Genomic DNA, 17,437 nt, shown 5'->3' with positions numbered 1-17,437 from the left:
GCATCTTCCGCCCATGCCAGCAGCTACGCCGCCAGAGCGTCATCCGCAGCCTGCTTGATCAGCCATTCGATGTGATTTGACCACATCTGCAACACCTCGCGCTTCTCCTTGACGTTGCTATAGAGATTGTAGATTTCGCCAATGTCTGTCAAGGACGCCGCCTTGTGATTCAGTATGTGCTCGATGACGTGTGGCAATACCTGCCGCCTGCCGAGATTTGTCGCGAGCGTCCTGCGCAGATCGTGAAGGGTCCAGTTCTCCAAAGCCACCCCGTCAGTATTGACCTTGCCGTCTAGAGCCTTCTTGCCCTTCGCGTAGCCTGAGAAGTGGCTTCTTTCGTTGCCCCTCGCAGGGAAAAAAACGTGTCATTGGTCTTCGGTACCGTCTGGGGGACCGACACCGCCAGTGTGGACAGCGGAATAAGCGTAGGCTCTTCGTTCTTCGTGCGGTCACCCGATAGTTCCATGTTCCGGCTTCAAGGTTGAGGACCAACGCATCGCGGCAACTTCCGTACGCCTCTGTCCGGTCAGAATGAGCAGCTTGACGATGGAGCCGAACGAATAGCCGATATCGCCCGGTTCGGGCTCACAGCCCGTTCATATAGCCGCCAGTTCGGCATCGTTCACCACTCGCTTGCGCTTGACGATCGGGGCCGGATCCGGATTTTCCAATCCCTCGCGGGGAAACCGCGGATGAGCCGTTGCGGCGGTTTGCGACACCAGTTGAAAAATGCCCGCATACACCAGAAGGCCGTGTTAGCCGCTTGCGGGTGACCCCCGGCGACGATCTTCTTGGTGATGTTAGCAATGTCGGTGTCGATCACATGGTGGATAGAGCGACTCCCGAGGGCAGGCACAAGATACCGGTTCAGGCTGGCCTCGACCAGTGCGGTGTTTTGAGGGTCGTTACTCGGCGGCCTGGAGGTGACCGCCATCGCCGTCCTCGGTATCGTCAGCGCTGATATGCGCCTGATCGGCAAGGAAGGCTGGCAGTTCCGATGGAGCTATGCTGGAATTTGGGTGACGAGGCTGATCAAGCGGCGCTCTGCGGCTTCGTTTCGATGACCTGGATTCCGTCCAGGAACCTGGCACCTGCGATGAGTTTCGGCAACTGATTTTGTCCTTTCAATCGTCGCCACTTCCTGGCCGCGGCCAACAGCTTGAAGACCATCAGCTGGGCGGTTTTCGAGGATAGCGAGCCCTTGGTACGCACCGTGCGATAGCGAACGGTTGCAAAGACGCTTTCGATGGGATTGGACGTTCGCAGATGATCCCAGTGTTGGGCGGGGAAATCGTAGAGCGCCAGCGACGCAAATTTGATCTTTCGTCAGGCAGTCGACCGCCTTGGCATACGCCTCGGCCTCCATCTCGATCGCATGCGCAAGCAATTTGCGCGCGCCGCTGCGAAGTACATCCGTCAGGGTATCATCGATTTCGTCGGGCTGACGAAGGCGAACAATGTGTTGATAGTCTCGTTCATGGCGTATCACTCTCCTTGAGAGGTACTGGCAGGCTTCATCACCCGCCTCGATACGCCGCTCTCCTCAAGCCGCCATCATCCAGTTTCCGCCATGGCTCCCCCTGATTGATCCGCTTCACCTGTGCAACTGCACAGGCTGCCCTAGCGGGGAGATTGGCCTCCAATGGCGAAAACTTGCCGCAGGAGACCCTCCGATGACCGTGCCTATGGCGCCGCCGCTACGACAACTTGCCGACAAGCAGCGTGCGATCCACTGCCGCGCTACTGCGCCTTCAAGGGACGTCTGGATCGCGACGCAGGAGCCGATGACCGTTACGGGATCAATTCCAGGTCGCGCTGGCCGTCGCTGTGCCAGTTCGACGGTCTGGTGGCAATTTGGGCACATCTTCTGTCGCCGACAGTGGCGATGGCTGACGCTTCAACGAAACGGGGTCTTCGACGTCTGCTGCCTTCGCCGATGCTTTGCGAAGTGGCATAATGTTTCGACGCACGCAGGCGCGGGCAGGGGATGTCAGTCATGAATCTCCTGACTGGCGCGGATCAGGCCGATTGGCGGGATGAAAGATCATACGACTACACCGCTGGCCTGACGCTGCGGGAGTGGGCTTGGGAGTTCTTACGCCGCAATCCAGCGTTCCAGCGCGATCTGACCGCTGCGCGCCAGCATTGCAATACTTGGTCTCTCCAATCCTTTCTCGATATGGTCGCGTCGGCCGGCGACCTGTCACGCTGGGGTGTTCTGTTTCGCGGAGTCTTGTGGCCGCGCTTCGGTCGTATTCTGGTGTCCGCTCTGGTGCGTCCATGTGCTGCCGGTCATTGCGGAACGGTTGCCTGCCTCGTCGCCGACACCGCCGTTCGAACTCTCGGCATTGCCCTGTCGTGCAATCGTCCTGCTGGCGCCCGACAAGAGCCAGCATGTTCTTCTTCGCAATGCGGACCACGCGCTGCAGCTCGCCGTCTCGGGCGCGAATATCCTCCACCCTGTTTGCCTGCATACGCAAGCCATCTGGCCCGCGGTGCTTTTAAAGCATCGACTGAGGGGACTGGAGTGCCTCAATGCTCTCAGTCTAGGGCAACAGTTGCCCCCCCGCTTGTTTGCGCCGGAAAAGCGCGGCGTTCGTTTGTCCTTCGTTCTTCGTGCGCTCGACGGTTCGCTCGCCGGAGCACCTCATCGCGAGCTCGCCGAAGTTCTCATCGGTCAACGGCGCGTCCATGCCGACTGGGCGGATCCTCGCGATCATCTGCGCGACCGCATCCGTCGGGCCGTCTCGCGTGGCCGCGCGCTCATGAATGGTGGCTACAGAGATTTCCTAATTTGAAAAGCGACAGTCCGCGCTGTGCGTCGGTGGATGAACGTTCGCTCGCAGCTGTACCCGTCACCAACAGTTCGCCCGCCGACAGGACTGCATGGCGCCTTGCAAGTGCGCTCTGGTCTAGCTTGTCGATGCCGAAATGAGATGGGCGAGGGTGCCAAGGCGGTGGTTCATTAGGGCCGGCCTCGACCTGGACGCACATCATTGGTCGGAAAGCGGCGTGCACCGCAATGTCGCCATAGCAGCCAAGATCCTTTGAGGCCGGACCTGCAGTCCTGTTGGACCGGCGGGTGCAACAATATGGAGGGATCTGAGGCCTCACACCGTTCCCTGGTCGACAGCTCGGTCAACATAGCACCCACCGCTTGATTATGGAAATGGTGTGCCTGGAGTGCAGCGAGTAGCGGCTTGCTGCGCACTGTCCTAAGAATAGCAGTCATGACCCGTCTGGGGTTCTGCAACACGACGATTCAACCGCTTGGGCATTGTCGCATATCCCACAATGTAGAATGCGCAACAGGGCAAAAGCTGATCCATCGGCGGTTTATCAATGCTTTTTGGCTTGGCACGGCACATGCAACGCAATCGGCAAAAGGCGCACGAACTGAGTGGCCCATCGGCCCTAGGAGCGCTGACTTATGCCCTCCCAAGGCATGTCCGGCCCGGCAGCGAGCTCAGTCTCCTGCCGGGCATCCGTGTTTCAGGTCAACGGCGTTTGGAACTTCCAATTAGGTGGCGGCATTGACCGCAGGCCGCCCCCCGGTGGGGCGGAGAGACAGTGCAGCAGGTTTCAAATCCCGCCCATGCAAAGATATTTCATTTCCAGATAGTCCTCGAGGCCATGACGGGAACCCTCCCGCCCGATGCCGGATTGTTTGATCCCGCCAAACGGTGCCGCCTCCGAGGACATGCGTCCCGTGTTGATGCCAACCATGCCATATTCCAGAGCCTCTGCCACACGCCAGACCCGCTTCAGGTTTGAGGCATAGAAGTATGCGGCGAGGCCGTAGATCGTGTCATTGGCCTCGCGCACGACCTGATCCGCATCGTTGAAGCGAATGATCGGCGCGAGCGGCCCGAATGTCTCCTCTTGCGCGACTGCCATGACGCTGGAAATCTCGGTGAGGACCGTGGGTTCGAAAAACGTGCCATTCTTGCCGATACGCTGGCCCCCGCATCGTATTGTGCCGCCTTTCGCAATGGCATCTGCGATGTGAGACTCGATCTTGGCCAGAGCATGCTTGTCGATGAGCGGTCCGATGTCCACTCCGGCATCGAATCCGTCGCCAACCGACAAGTGCCGGATTCTTTCCACGAATTTCTTGACGAACTCATCGTGAACGCTCGATTGGACGTAAATGCGGTTCGCGGAAACGCAGGTCTGGCCGGCATTGCGGAACTTCGCCTGGACCGCACCGTCAACAGCACCGTCAATGTCGGCATCATCGAAGATGATGAAAGGTGCATTGCCGCCGAGTTCAAGGCTGACCTTCTTGATCTGGTCAGAGCACTGACGCATCAGCAGCCGTCCGACCTCGGTCGAACCGGTGAAGCTGATCTTTCGAATCTTGGAATTGGTGCAGAGTTCACGGCCCACGCGATCACCTTCGGACGCATAGATCAGGTTGACCACGCCATCGGGAAAGCCGGCCTGATGGGCGAGGGCGAACATTGCGCCAGCCACGAGCGGCGTCTGTTCAGCGGGCTTGAGCACGATTGTGCAGCCCGCAGCCAAGGCCGGCGAGATTTTGCGCGCCACCATGGAGGCCGGGAAATTCCATGGCGTGATCGTGCCAACAACGCCGATGGGCTGCTTGATCACTAGCATTCGGCGGTCTGTCGAGGGTGCCGAGATCGTCTCCCCATAGACGCGATTGGCCTCCTCGGCATACCATTGCAGATACGCCGCCGCATGCGATACCTCTGAAATGGCTTCGGCAAGCGGCTTGCCCATTTCCGCAGTCAGAATCGCGGCGAGATCGCCTGCATGGTCGATGATCAGCTGATGCCATCGCCAAAGAACGTCGCTACGTTCTCGGGCCGTCAACGCGGCCCATCCCGACTGCGCAACATAGGCCTTGTCTACCGCAGCACGTGTCTCCTCCACGCCCATATCGGGAAGCTCTGCCAAAACTTCGCCGGTCGACGGATTGACGACCTCGAACGTCTTATTGCCAACTGGTCTGCCGAGTGCCGGCAGGCGGTCGATGGCTCCAAACAGGTGCGGGGATTTCAGACGGCGGATCATCGGCAGGCACAGGGGCAATACCGGATTCCTCCTCAACGCAGCGAACATCCAGGTCGACAGGCCGTCAGTGTGTATTCTGCACCAGTGGGTTCGTCGTAGGGCCTCGGCAAAGCAGCTGGTAGACCACGCTAGCCCGATGAAAAGACAGCAGTTTCGTTAGTTTGAGTGCCCGCGGTTCATCAATTGATGGATTAAGCAGTCGGATGTTTGCTTCATCCACCATGCCTGCTGGTGGCATGCGACTGAATTCTGCAAAAAGGCGGCATACATGCTGAGGAGCGCCATTTCGGCGAGAGGCCGCCGGACGGCCAATGCCGCGCAAGGTCGGCGAAAACGACTCCGCGCGTCTGCATGATCTGCTTGGCCCACGGGCCTCCACATTCGCGCTTCCCACGAGAAGCCCCGATGAAGAAGGAAGGTGAGATGAGTTTCTTTACTCATCCTTGCCGCCCAGCGGCGGGCCGACCACCAAAATGGCGGGCTCGGCCGAAAGCAGCTTTTTGGCCGCCGCCTTGACCTGTTTGAGCGTCACCCGACCGATGCTGCGGGCGCGACGCTGGTTGTAGTCGACGTCGGCCTTGTGAATCTGCAAATCCAGGAGCCGGTCTGCAATCGAGCGGGTCGAGCCCAGTTGGTCGATGGCATAGGCGCCGATCAGGTGCTTCTTCGCCGCCTTGAGCTCGGCCCCGGTCGGTCCTTGCTGCGCCATCTGCTTTACCACATCTCGCACGATGCTCAGTGTTTGGGCAGCGCAGTCCGAGCGTGTCTCTGTCGTAACCAGAAGCGAGTCAAGGGTTAGTTCAGAGCTGACGTGATAGGCAAGGCCGCGTTTTTGACGTACCTCCTCGTAAAGGCGGGAAGTCAAGTATGAGCCGCCAAGGATGTCGTTCAGCAGCACGGCCGCGTAGAAATCCGGCGCGCTAGGCTTCACGCCAGGCCAGGCCAACGTCAGCGAAGTCTGCGGCAGGTCGTAGTTCTCCTCCACCAGTTGACCGAGTTTCGGCGCGACATCGTAGACGGGGACGAGGGTTTGTTGCTCAGGCAAATCACCAAACAGCTGGTCAAGCCTTTCCCTCAACGTGTTCGCGTCAATGTCACCCACCACGGCAATATGGAGCCCGTCGCGAGCGAAAATGGCCTGGTGGAAGGCGCGGAGGTCGGACGGCGTGATGCCGGGCAGGCTCTCTTTTGTGCCTTCTCCCAGCCTTGAACAAGGATGCGCGCCATAGATCGCGCGCAGCCATTTGCGCTGAGCGATGGCGTTAGGGTCTCGCTCGCTGCCGACGATGCGGGAGACAATCTCGGCGCGGACGCGATCGATCGGCCCCTGGTCGAAGCGCGGCGCGTTCAGCGCGAGCCGAAGCAGGCCGAACGCCGCGTCCTGCTTTTTGGAAAGCATGCACACCGATCCGTAGATGTCGTCGCTTTGCGCGTCCAAACTCATTTCGGCGCCGGCATGGTCGAGCTTCACCTGGAAGGCATCGCTGTCGTAATGGCCAGCGCCTTCGATGAACAGGCCGGCCATCAGTTTGGCCATCCCCTCCTTCCCGACCGGGTCCTGCTTGGTGCCGCCCTTGAAGGCAAAGCCGATGTTGACGATTTCCACTGTGTGGTCCTCCACCAGCCAGGCGATGATGCCCTTTTCGGACTTCACCTCCTGGATGTTCATCGCAGCATGGGGCCGAGCGCCGAGCGTCATCTCTTGATTCTCCGTCTTGGGCAAGAGATAGCCCGTGGTCGAACGGTCGAACGCGAGATAGCGGGCGGCAACTGCTTTGATTTGCTCGGGGGTAACCTTGCGGATGCGATTCGGCCGTTCCTCGACATCCTTCACGGTACCGCTGGTGGCCAGCGTCGAGCCGTAGATGCTGGCGAGCCAGTCCAGGTTGTCTTCCGCAAAGATCATATTGCGCAAATAGTGGTCCTTGGCCTTGCCTAGTTCCTCGTTGCTGACACCATCCTCGGCAATGCGGGCAACTTCGGCAGCGGCCGCCGCTTCGAGATCAGCCAGCTTGGCATCGCCGCGCGGTGCGCCATAGATGGCGAACTTGGTGTCGTCGAGCATAGTGCCCTGGAAATAGACGCGGGCGCTGGAAGCGATACCTTGCTGGACAGCGAGCGCCTGGTGGAGCCGGCCGCGGTTACCGCCGCCGAGAATTTCGGCCAGCAGGTCGAGCGCTTCGGCCTCGCCCGGCTTGGCGGTATGGTAGGACGGCACCACCCACTGCGTCGAAAAACTCGGCACGCTGACGCGGGCGTCTGAGAGCGTGACGGTGCGCCTGGTGTTCTGCTCGGGCTCAACCGGCCGGATGCGCGGCGGCAGGTCAGGTCCGCGCGCCACCTTGCCATAGGTCTTCTCGGTCAGCACCTTCACCGTCTCCGGCTCGACATCGCCGGCCACGATCAGCACGGAGTTGTTGGGCCAATAGTACTTTTCATAGAAGGCGGTGGCGTCGACGCGGTTCAGCTGCTCGATCTCCTGCATCCAGCCGATGATCGGGATGCGATAGGGCTGGTTCTGCCACAGCGTCGCGTCGATCTCCTCATGGAGCACGTCCTGCGGGTTAGTGTCGGTGCTTGAGCGGCGCTCCTCGATGACCACGTCGCGCTCGGTCTTGACGACATCGTCGGTCAGGATGAGGTTTCGCATTCGGTCGGCCTCGAAGCTCATCATCAGCTCGAGCGCCGACGGCGCCACTGTCTGATAGAAGGCGGTGTAGTCGGAGGAGGTGAAGGCATTTTGCGAGCCGCCGATCTCGAACACTGCGCGGTCGAATTCGCCGGCCGCATGGTTGGTCGTCGCCTTGAACATCAGATGCTCGAAAAAATGGGCAATGCCGGATTTGCCCGGCGGCTCGTCGGCGCTGCCGATCTTGTACCACACCATGTGGGTGACGATCGGCGCCCGGTGGTTGGGAATGACGACCACCTCCATGCCGTTGTCGAGCACGAAATCCCTCGCCTTGCCGTCCTCCCATGCGACGGGGATCGGAGCCGGCCCCGCGCCGACCAACTCGGACGCAACGGACGTCCTGCGAAGCCCATGAGTGCGGGGCTTGCTTGGTAGTTCTGGTAGGGAGAGTGGGGTTATGGGCTGCGTTCCTGGCAAAGTGATCTGTTCCTCATTTTGAAGGATCTATGTCTCCCGAACGCCTATTGGGAGAAAGTGGATCGGCACGCGACGCCGAGCCACATGAGCGGTCAGCGTGTTGCTGGGCCTGACGCGAGCCTCATCTTTGGATGCGTCCGGGAAACTTTCGGCATGGTGAGGCCATGGGAAGTCTGCTCGTTATCCATTGGGTGTTTGCGGATACCTGAGCATGCCCCGTGCCAAGTAAGAAAGCCCCGATTCGCAAGGTTTGATCCAACCTTGATACTTGCGATATCCGACATTGTCGGGCATCCGACAGAAAGCGCCTTTCGCCGGCGCGCCGGCTATGACGCTCGCCTCCTCCGGCGTGACGACGATCCTTTGGCGGGCGCCGCGCACACCGATCTGCCCCCCTATCAGCACCGCGACATCGAAGGACAGCGCGATCGTGACTGGATGGGTCTTACGCAAACATGCAGCAGTGCCACCGCGATCAGGACTTCATCCGCCCCACAAAGACCCGAGCGCGAGGGACGACGTGTAAGGCAACATGTCATCCTCGATAATGATGCCGCGCATAAAGAGGTAAGGTCCCTCGTCGTACCGGCGAGCCCCTTCGCTTGGTCTCGCGAGGTTCTGGTTTGCGAACGTCGACCGACAGCATCACGGCATGGGCGGCCCCATCGGTAGGCAAGCATTGACCGTGCCATCAGCGTTGAGGCAGCGCAGAGCCCAATTTCCCGGTGCCAGCCGGTACGTTGGAGCTTCAACTGTGGCCAGCCAAGCGGGCCGAGGCCGTGAAGTACCCTGGACCGTCCGGATTGCAACGCACGACGCCTTGGTCTCGCGCCAACGTCCATTGACGCTCAGCGAAGCATCATGCGGACGAGCTGGGAAAGCTTGGCCGGGCCGGCGCCTTCCCAGGCGCACGGGACGCGCGACGACCCATGTGGACCTTGGATTTCACTACGCACTTACGCTGCTTTGGCCTTGTCAGCAGCCTGAGCATAAAGCGTGCTCAGCTTTCAGGGCGAGCCTCTTTCATGTTGATAGCATCTGTCGTCATTCAGGATCGCCCCATTTTCGCATGCCGCTTGCAGCTTTCAGACTGTTGTCAGCCAGGGCCGCCATAAAGGGTCTCGTTTAACGCATTCGGGAGGCTTCATGACTCGACCACATTAATTTCGGGCGGTTCGCCGGCGCTCCGAAATGGCACTTAACACCAGATCCTCTCCAAACCCGTGATGATCCAAGAGGAAAACGAAAATCCCTAAATCAGAAAAAAGCACCGATACGGTCGGCTCCAGGCTGATGAAATTGCGGTCTCACTGGCCACGCACGATACTTGCGATGGCGATGGCCATTGCAAAGGCCGGTCAAGCACCCAAGACGCTGACAAGCACGCCTCCGACCAAAGCTCGATCGTTGGCAGCCTTTCTAGCCGTATACTTGGGGCATTTTGGGACGGCGATCCGGACGCCGATTAAAACCTGCCGGTCGTCTAAATGGAATGGTTGGTCCGGGTCCTTACTGGACCTGCGCCAACCCGATCGGGCCGGCGCACAGGGGCACCCAGACAATTGGACACGTCGCCTTTGCGCGGCGGCTTGCACTTTCTCGGATGGCCTTTTTTCTCCCCGGGCGAAATCGAGCGAGCGGTGAGGCGGAGCCTTCGATTTTGCCGATCATGTCGTGTCGCTTCGATCGAACTGCTCAGACGATGATAGCGGCATTGATTGCCGCGGCCGAAATGCGTTGTGTGAAGTACGATTTCTACGCCGTATACATACTGCCGTACAGTTCGCCCTGTCAGCAGCCTTGCCAGCAATCCGCCCTGTGTCCAACTGTCGTCGAATTCACCGGTGTCATTGAGGAATTCGTATGATCGCCTCGAAACCATCATTGCGACCGCGGGCGGGCGACGCAAGCTCTAGACTGCCACCGATCCGCTGGATAACCATGTTAGCGATATGTAGACCAAGGCCTGAGCCCGCAGCAGGAGTAGCACCACGACTAAATCGCTTTGTAAGCCCTTCGAGGTCGGGGAGGGGCACCACCGGTCCGGCGTTTGCAATAGCGATGGTTCCATCAGTTTGGACGGAAACTGTTGTCGGAACAGTGGGCAGTCCATGTATCAGCGCATTCTCGATCAGGTTACGAAGGAGGATCCCAAACGCATCGACATCCACTTTGCGCATCAAAGTGGTGCAGCCGTCGACGTTAAGATGCAGGCGTCCGGCATATTGCGGCTTTTTCCTCAGGTCGTCGATTTCCAGCCGAACCGATCGGACAAGATCGATCGCGTGATCCGCCATGCCAACCCCCGATTCGGCTTGAGCGAGCTGAAGCACTTTTTCGACAAGGCGGCCAAGGCTCGACAGCGCTTGCTCGATGCCGCGCGCACGCATTTTGGCCGACCCATTGGGAAGCTCGGCCACTAATCTCTGCATCTGAGCGATTGAACCTGCGATCGGCGTGCGCAGTTCATGCGCACTGTTTGCGGCGAACTCGCGTTCGGCCTCGAGAGCCGCCCGCAGACGATCGAGAAGCCGATTGACGGATGCCGCGATTGGAGCCAACTCTGCCGGGAAATCGCCCAAGTCCATTGGTGACAGATTGCCGCCGTCGCGCGATCCGATCTGCTGTCGCAGTACCTCGATTGGCCGCAGCGAGCGCCGGATCACGATCCACCAAACAGCTAAGCTAAAGGGCAGGAGCACGAGTGTCGGAAGGAAGACAAAAAGTGCGCCCTTCGCGATTGTGGTACGGCGGCCATCAAGCGGTTCGGCCAACTGATGATACACGCCGTCTTGGATCTCCTCTGTGTAGACGCGGTAATCAGCGTTTCCCCAAAAGCCGTTACTCAGGGGAGCATCAGGGAAGGGCTGCTGACCCTCTTCCGGTTCGGAAATAAGCACTACCCCGTACTTATTAATAACCTGCTCACGATAGGTCCAGTACTTTTTATAAGTTGGCAAGTGGTTATTGTATTGATCAACGTGTTTTCCATTCAAGACCTTGATCAGCTCTGGTTCTCTGTACTCTGCGCTCGCCTGGAGCAAGTCATCCGAACTTTCGTTTACATTATTGCAAAAAATGAACGCAGCAATGGTTGGGGCGGCGATCCAAACCAGGAGCGTTGCCCCGCCTAACCACGATATCAGCTTTCTCGTCATGCTGTTCGAGTTCGTCATGTGACCACGAGCCTGTATCCGGAGCCACGCACGGTTGCTATTCTATCCCCGCCGATCTTCTTGCGGAGCCGGCTGACATAAACCTCCACTGTGTTGCTCTCGAACTCCGAATTGAATGAATAAAGCGCGTGCTCGATCCTCCCCTTTGAAACGACCGAACCGGGCCGGCGTAGAAGGCAGTCGAGCACCGCCCATTCGCGTCCAGACAGGTGGACCTCCTGCCCGTCGCGGAAGAGGCGTCGCTCGGCTGCCTGTATGGAAAGCGTCCCAACCGAAAATTGCGGCTCCGGAAAATGCCCTTGGCGACGTGCCACTGCACGGATGCGTGCCGAGAGTTCCCCCAGATCGAACGGCTTGACCAAATAGTCGTCGGCGCCAGCGTTGAGCCCCTCGATGCGGTGCGAAATCCGATCGCGGGCTGTCAGAATGATGACCGGCGTTGTATCAAGCCCCTTGATCAGCTCCCGCAGATAGTCGATGCCATTGCCGTCCGGCAGGTGAACGTCGAGCAAAATAACGTCGTAGCCGGCCACAGCTGCATGACCGCGCGCTCCGGACAGGCCCTCGGCCCAGTCGACCGCGTGGCCACCAGCCACCAAATGATCGTGCACAGCACTTCTAAGGTCGTCGTCGTCTTCAATGAGCAGTATTCGCATCAGGCTGCCGAGCTCCGGTATGAGGGCAAGGCTCCTGCCTTATTGATCGAAGCTGACAGTAGGCTGAACCGGCGCCAGCGAATATCTGGGGGCTTTCAGGCTGCTGTCAGCTACAATTGCAAGAAAGGGGTCGTTAACAAAGCCAAACGAAGAGGCCTTATGAAACCCCTCCTGATCTCGGCACTTTTGCTCAATGTGACCACCGGCGGCTGTACACTGGTTGGCGGGCAATTCGACGTGGCGGTCAACGAATGGCAGCCGCGCCACGCGTCAATGTCCAGGCTTGAAACTGACAGGTGTCTTAAATACGAGGGCACCGTAGCGGGTGCCTCCAGTTATCGAACAGTGCCTAGCAGGTCAGAAGTGCACTTTGACCATAGGGGTCGTCCGTATTTTCGGCGCTCGCGAACAGAGTCGACGGTCAATCGATGCGCCACTGCCAGAGTCTGGAACGGTCAAGTGTTTGTTATCCCCCGTCCGGGCCATATTCTCTGCCGAGGACCAAGAAGGCCCTATTTTCGGTGCCCACGAACAGAGCCAACGGTCAATCGATGCGCCACTGCCAGGGTCTGGAACGGTCAAGTGTTTGTGATCCCCTGTCCCGGCCGTGTTCTCTGCCGAACTCGCCCTTGTAGTCGGCACACCAAAGATCGTTAGGGCGACAGCCGTTTGAAAGTGGTGTCCCCGTCGCCCTGTTGCGCCTGCGCTTGCGGCGCTCGACCATGCCGGCGGTCGAGCACGGCATGCACGGTCGAGATCGCGGGCCGGTGCACATCCGGATACAGCCGGGCCAGCCGCTCGCGTATCTTCGGCGCACCCCATGTCGGCTTGTCTTGCTTGAGGCGCACAATCAGCTTCTCGATTTGAAACGGAAGCTGATTGGCGTGGCGATAGGGCCGCCGCGATCGGTCCGTCAGCCCCTCCAGGCCGCTGTCGTTGTAGCGCGTGAGGATCTTGTAGCCGGTCTTGCGCGAGATATCGAACTCCCGGCAAAGCACCGCCATCTTCTCGCCGTCCAGCAGCCGGGCGACGAACTTCAGCCGCTCTTCCATGACGTTACACTCCTTCCAAGGCACCTTGCTCTCCTTGCAAAGGGCCGAAAGTGTAACCCATCTATCCGGAATGAACTGTCACCCATCTCTCGGGAAGGGCAGTCATGGCCAAGGCAACTGGAAGCCGAATTTTCTTTTAGAGTATGAATCAGCGCCGTCTGCCGAAAAGCGCGTCCACGATCTTCCCTTTTGAAACGACCGTGCAGGGCTGGGGCAGACGGTAGTCGAGCACCGCCCATCCGCGTCAAGTCAGGTAGACCTCCTGCCCGTCGCGGAAGAGGCGTCGCTCGGCTGCCTGTATGGAAAGCGTCCCAACCGAAAATTGCGGCTCCGGAAAATGCCCATGGCGACGTGCCACTGCATGGATACGCGCTGAGAGTTCCCCCAGATCGAACGGCTTGACCAAATAGTCGTCGGCTCCAGCGTTGAAGCCCTCGATGCGATGCGAAATCCGATCGCAGGCTGTCAGAATGATGACCGGTGCCGATTCAAGTTCCTTGATCAGCTCCCGCAGATAGTCGATCCCATTGCCGTCCGGCAGGTGAACGTCGAGCAAAATAAGGTCGTAGCCGACCACAGCTGCATAATCGCGCGCTTCGGACAGGTTCTTGGCCCAGTCGACCGCGTGGCCACCAGCCACCAAATGATCGTGCATAGCACTTCCAAGGTCCTTATCGTCTTCAGTGAGCAGTATTCGCATCATGCTGCCGAGCTCCGGTATGAGGGCAAGGCTCCCATCTTATTGGTCGAAGCTGACAATAGGCTGAACCGGCGGCAGCGAATTATTTGGGGAGCTTTCAGGCTGCTGTCAGCTACAACTTGCAAGAAAGGGGTCGTTAACAAAGCCAAACGAAGAGCCCCTATGAAACCCGTCCTGACCTCGGCACTTTTGCTCAATGTGACCCCCGGCGGCTGCATCAGCAAATTGATTTGGGAAACAGGCGCGCCGGTTCTAATGACCGACGCAGGCCGAGGTCTGGAACAGCTGGACCAGCGAACGGCGTCTTCGGTTTTTCAGGCAACAGCCACATGGAAGAATATGATTGGCTCGACCATGCGCCGAGCTTTGTCGAACGGATTGGTCGCGGGCGCACTACCACAGATTATGGCAGGTTTACGCCCTGGCCTTGACACCCGGGGTGATCGTCACCGGCGGAGCCGCGGCGTACTGATCGGATATCTAACGTCGCTGAGTCTCTCGTCGGTGCAGTGGATCTCTCGGCTTAGCCATCATGCAAAAAACGACGGTTCCGCGACACCACTTTTCAGGTCCGTGACACAGGCTTTGTGAGCCGATCTGTTGTTCTTACCCCAGGCTAATGGCTGAACAGCTCTGTCGCCGGCTCGATGCGCCAGATGGCGCGATGTTTTGAACCCTTTCACGAGGCGACGGCAGCAGCCGACCGGCTCTCCTATCGCGGCTCCCGCGATCCACACACCCAGCAAGGGAATCTACCATGGTAATGAAGGCACCGGTTGCCGACGCTAGGAATGGGTCGGTAGTAGATCGGCTGGTCGGCATCGACCTCGCTCGGGGCCTGGCTGTCTTCGGGATGTATGCCGCCCATCTCGGTCCCGACCCCGGCGAAGGAGGACTAGTCGGGTTTCTGATGGAACTAACCCATGGGCGGCCGTCGGCCCTGTTTGCCGTATTGGCCGGTTTTTCAATCCTCCTGATTACAGGTCGCAAGGCGCCGAAGTCGGGGATAGCCGGTAGACAGGCCATCGCCAGAGTCGCAATTCGTGCCCTTGTTTTGCTCGCGCTTGGCTCAATCCTGGGCTGCCTCGGTACCCAGGTCGAAGTCATCCTAGAATACTACGGAATTTGCTTCTTGTTGGTATTGCCGCTCCATCGGCTCAGCGCATATCAGCTGGGCTTGATCGCTGCCGCTACGGCATTAGTTCTCCCGCAAGTCCGTTCCTCCCTTCTGTCGGTTGCCCCCAACCTCCTCGACCCGGTCTTCCACCTCATGGTCAACGGCTACTATCCCGCGGTGACCTGGGTTCCTTTCCTCATCGCTGGCATGGCCATCGCGCGCCTTAATCTTAATACGCTAGCAGCGCATTGGCGCCTTGGTCTGGCGGGGGTCGCGCTGGCCGTGTTGGGCCATGGGGGATCCTTGCTCGCGCTGAGTTCCCGCGCTTTGACTGAAACCTCCTTGTGGTGGTCTGACGTTGACGGCGCTTTTGAGCCTTCCAAGTCGTCATTTATAGTCAAGTCGTCATGGATAGCCGCACCTCATAGCGAAACGACGCTTTCGATCGTGGGCAGCACCGGTTGCGCAATGATCATCTTGGCGGCTTGCATGCTCGCTGTGGATGCGCTCCCGCGTCTGCGAAAGCTGGTCTGGCCAATAATCGCAGTCGGCTCGATGTCTTTGACGGCCTATGTGCTGCACATTGCGGGAATAGCCTATCTTATGAAGATAAACATTTTCAAAGACGAGAGCCTGTCCACGCTCTTTGGCTTCGTTGTGGTTATCAGCACTTTTGCGGTGCTTTGGCTGCGCGTCTTCCAGCGAGGACCGATGGAAGTGCTGATGGGTAGGGTCGCAGATCTCGCGCGTCACATCCGCTGAGCACCGCCGCGCCCCGGCCTCCCGATCACATTACGGACAAGGTGGGGCTTTGTCCAAAGCTTGTTCGCGGCAGGGGAGGGTACTTCCTCCCACCCTGCCGCCTTGTTGATGGAAGCTAAAACGGTCGCGCAGGCGCTAGAGTTGCATCGGCATAATCAGCTTAAACTCGCGAAGTTAAACCCGCGGTTGGTCTATCTCGGCCCGCCTCACCTGAAAGGCTAAGGTATCCGTTTCGGTCAAGGGTTTTAGGGGCCATTTTCGCTGCGCCTTGAGGAGAGCGTTTGCTAGGATGAGGAGCTTTCGCAACAAGATGATGACCTTTGCGGGTTTGCCTGCCGCCTTTAGCGCCTGGTATTTTGCCTTGAGGTCGGGGTTGAAGCGCAGGGCGAAGGGCCGGGCATGTAGAGGGCCTGGCGAACATTGGCCCGGCCGCCCAGGCGCGGCCGCTCCATTTTGCCGAGGCCGGCGAGGCTTGCGGCCTTTGGTTCCGAGTTCCGGCATGTCGATGGTGAGTGTGCAGGCGGTGGCATCCGATGCGCCATATGCTGGTCAGGATTTCGCGGCGCTGGACAGCGTCGGGATCGGCTTTCATGAGGGTAAGCATCGTCTGATCGATATCGCTGAGTTCACGTGGATCTGCTTCCAGCCACTCGTTGTTGTGGCGCCTGAGCAAGGCAAGCGGTCAAGGTCTGGCTCTGGTGCTGGCTGCGGTGCGATCCCCGCACGGGCCAGGTGCCGATCGTGTCGACGATCCACCTCGCCGCGACCAGAGAGCTGCTACTCTCTTCCGCTGTTCATTCTGGCCTCTTCGCAATGAATGTCATAAAATCACCTGTCGCAATTAATGGTTTTTGATTTGGCTCCAGCAGCTGGCAGATATCGCCGAGAGTTCCGCAGAGAGCGTCGAAAGTTTTGGCCGCCTTCTTCCGCAGCCGCGCCTTGAGTTTTGAGCAGACCTGTCTTGATCGGGTTGAGATCGGGCGAGCATGGCGGCAGGATCAGGAGCCAGTGCCCTTTGGCCAACCAGTGGGCGGCGCGTACCTTGCCGACAATCTGGGGTTCCGAACCCGACAGTTGGTTTTCAACCCGACAGTGGCCCGCCTCAGAGCAGGCTACCGCCCTTCGGAGCAGGCAGAAGCTAATCGAGGTTCGCGGGTTCCGGTTTGAATGTGCAGGTCGCTGCGCGCCTGATCTTTCGGTCTGGCGGCACATGACAAAAACCCTCATTTTGGCCGACGATACCCGGTCAGGAGCGGGTATCGCAGTCGAGAAGCGACCCGAGCACGTCCACAAGATGTGCCGAGTTTGCAAGGTGTGTCATTGTTTCTGTCAACGTTCGAGCGACAGCGCACGACGAAACGTCTGGCATACGCCTCGTCTGGCACGCGCCTCGCATATGTTGCAGTTGCTGCTGGAGATCAGGCGATCGAGTGGGCCTTGCAATTTTCCGATTTTGATGCGCCTAAAGTCTCGTGTACAAATCAGGCTGGCGTGAATGGCCTGCCTAAGTTGCGACTTATTACAAAGGAATGGATATGGCGACTGGAACGGTGAAGTGGTTCAACAGCACGAAGGGTTTTGGTTTTATTCAGCCTGACAACGGCGGTCAGGATGTCTTTGTCCACATTTCCGCTGTTGAACGAGCGGGCCTGTCGACCCTTAATGAGGGCCAGAAGATCAACTACGAGGTGGAACAGGATCGCCGCACGGGAAAGTCCTCTGCAGGCAGCCTCAGCAAGGCTGGCTAACGGTCCGGGAAAGCCTTGGCAAGGTTCGTCATCGCCGGAACGCATTGACGGCTCGAAACCCGGGCCGGAGCATGCAA

At 59.0% G+C, this 17,437-nt stretch carries 9 protein-coding genes and 5 pseudogenes; 4 read left to right on the top strand and 10 right to left on the bottom strand.

Translation table 11 applies throughout. The features are described from left to right. Positions 1–23: 23 nt before the first annotated feature. Positions 24–152, bottom strand: a complete 129-nt coding sequence (locus tag EN845_RS36685) for a hypothetical protein (RefSeq protein WP_135907184.1) — start codon at positions 150–152, stop codon at positions 24–26. A gap of 771 nt (positions 153–923) precedes the next feature. Between EN845_RS36685 and EN845_RS35615 the strand changes: the two genes are divergently transcribed. Further along, positions 924–1,064, top strand: a complete 141-nt coding sequence (locus EN845_RS35615) for a hypothetical protein (RefSeq protein WP_164546995.1) — start codon at positions 924–926, stop codon at positions 1,062–1,064. On the opposite strand, the pseudogene EN845_RS30775 reads toward EN845_RS35615, so the two are convergent. Further along, positions 1,033–1,345: pseudogene (locus EN845_RS30775) on the bottom strand (IS256 family transposase); the annotation flags it as partial. The gene EN845_RS35615 and the pseudogene EN845_RS30775 sit on opposite strands and share 32 nt — an antisense overlap. A 937-nt stretch (positions 1,346–2,282) precedes the next feature. Between EN845_RS30775 and EN845_RS30770 the strand changes: the two are divergent. Continuing rightward, the gene (locus EN845_RS30770; RefSeq protein WP_224570032.1) at positions 2,283–2,798 is read left to right on the top strand and encodes a DUF2285 domain-containing protein; all 516 of its coding nucleotides are present in this window, start codon (positions 2,283–2,285) and stop codon (positions 2,796–2,798) included. 784 nt (positions 2,799–3,582) lie between these two features. Here the strand turns inward: EN845_RS30770 and EN845_RS30765 are convergent. The 7 genes and pseudogenes from EN845_RS30765 to EN845_RS30735 form a co-directional block, all read right to left on the bottom strand. Then, positions 3,583–5,058, bottom strand: coding sequence for an NAD-dependent succinate-semialdehyde dehydrogenase (locus EN845_RS30765; RefSeq protein ID WP_095486045.1), 1,476 nt, complete (start codon positions 5,056–5,058; stop codon positions 3,583–3,585). A gap of 415 nt (positions 5,059–5,473) precedes the next feature. Continuing rightward, positions 5,474–6,199 (bottom strand): annotated as a pseudogene (locus EN845_RS36820) (pitrilysin family protein); the annotation flags it as partial. Positions 6,200–6,748: 549 nt separating this feature from the next. Beyond that, positions 6,749–8,053, bottom strand: a pseudogene (locus EN845_RS30755) (pitrilysin family protein); the annotation flags it as partial. A 1,943-nt stretch (positions 8,054–9,996) separates the two neighbouring features. After that, positions 9,997–11,325, bottom strand: coding sequence for a HAMP domain-containing sensor histidine kinase (locus EN845_RS30750; protein WP_126063917.1), 1,329 nt, complete (start codon positions 11,323–11,325; stop codon positions 9,997–9,999). Continuing rightward, positions 11,322–11,981 (bottom strand): response regulator transcription factor, encoded by a 660-nt coding sequence (locus EN845_RS30745; RefSeq protein WP_024505389.1) that lies wholly within the window; start codon positions 11,979–11,981, stop codon positions 11,322–11,324. Before EN845_RS30745 ends, EN845_RS30750 begins: the two co-directional genes overlap by 4 nt. A gap of 619 nt (positions 11,982–12,600) precedes the next feature. Further along, positions 12,601–13,033, bottom strand: a pseudogene (locus tag EN845_RS30740) (helix-turn-helix domain-containing protein); the annotation flags it as partial. A gap of 244 nt (positions 13,034–13,277) precedes the next feature. After that, positions 13,278–13,736 (bottom strand): response regulator transcription factor, encoded by a 459-nt coding sequence (locus tag EN845_RS30735; RefSeq protein ID WP_224570033.1) that lies wholly within the window; start codon positions 13,734–13,736, stop codon positions 13,278–13,280. 754 nt (positions 13,737–14,490) lie between these two features. Between EN845_RS30735 and EN845_RS30730 the strand changes: the two genes are divergently transcribed. Next, positions 14,491–15,612: a DUF418 domain-containing protein gene (locus EN845_RS30730; protein ID WP_127310090.1), complete on the top strand. Its 1,122-nt coding sequence runs from the start codon at positions 14,491–14,493 to the stop codon at positions 15,610–15,612. A 794-nt stretch (positions 15,613–16,406) separates the two neighbouring features. Here EN845_RS30730 and EN845_RS36265 read toward each other — a convergent pair. Then, a pseudogene (locus EN845_RS36265) lies at positions 16,407–16,623 on the bottom strand (transposase); the annotation flags it as partial. A 524-nt stretch (positions 16,624–17,147) separates the two neighbouring features. Here EN845_RS36265 and EN845_RS30725 point away from each other — a divergent pair. Continuing rightward, positions 17,148–17,360: a cold-shock protein gene (locus tag EN845_RS30725; protein WP_008874821.1), complete on the top strand. Its 213-nt coding sequence runs from the start codon at positions 17,148–17,150 to the stop codon at positions 17,358–17,360. Positions 17,361–17,437 lie beyond the last annotated feature (77 nt).

Source organism: Mesorhizobium sp. M8A.F.Ca.ET.202.01.1.1, from assembly GCF_004791595.1.
Classification (GTDB): Bacteria; Pseudomonadota; Alphaproteobacteria; order Rhizobiales; family Rhizobiaceae; genus Mesorhizobium.
The sequence above is the reverse complement of the archived record's forward strand: the minus strand, read 5'-3'. Positions and strand labels throughout refer to the sequence as shown.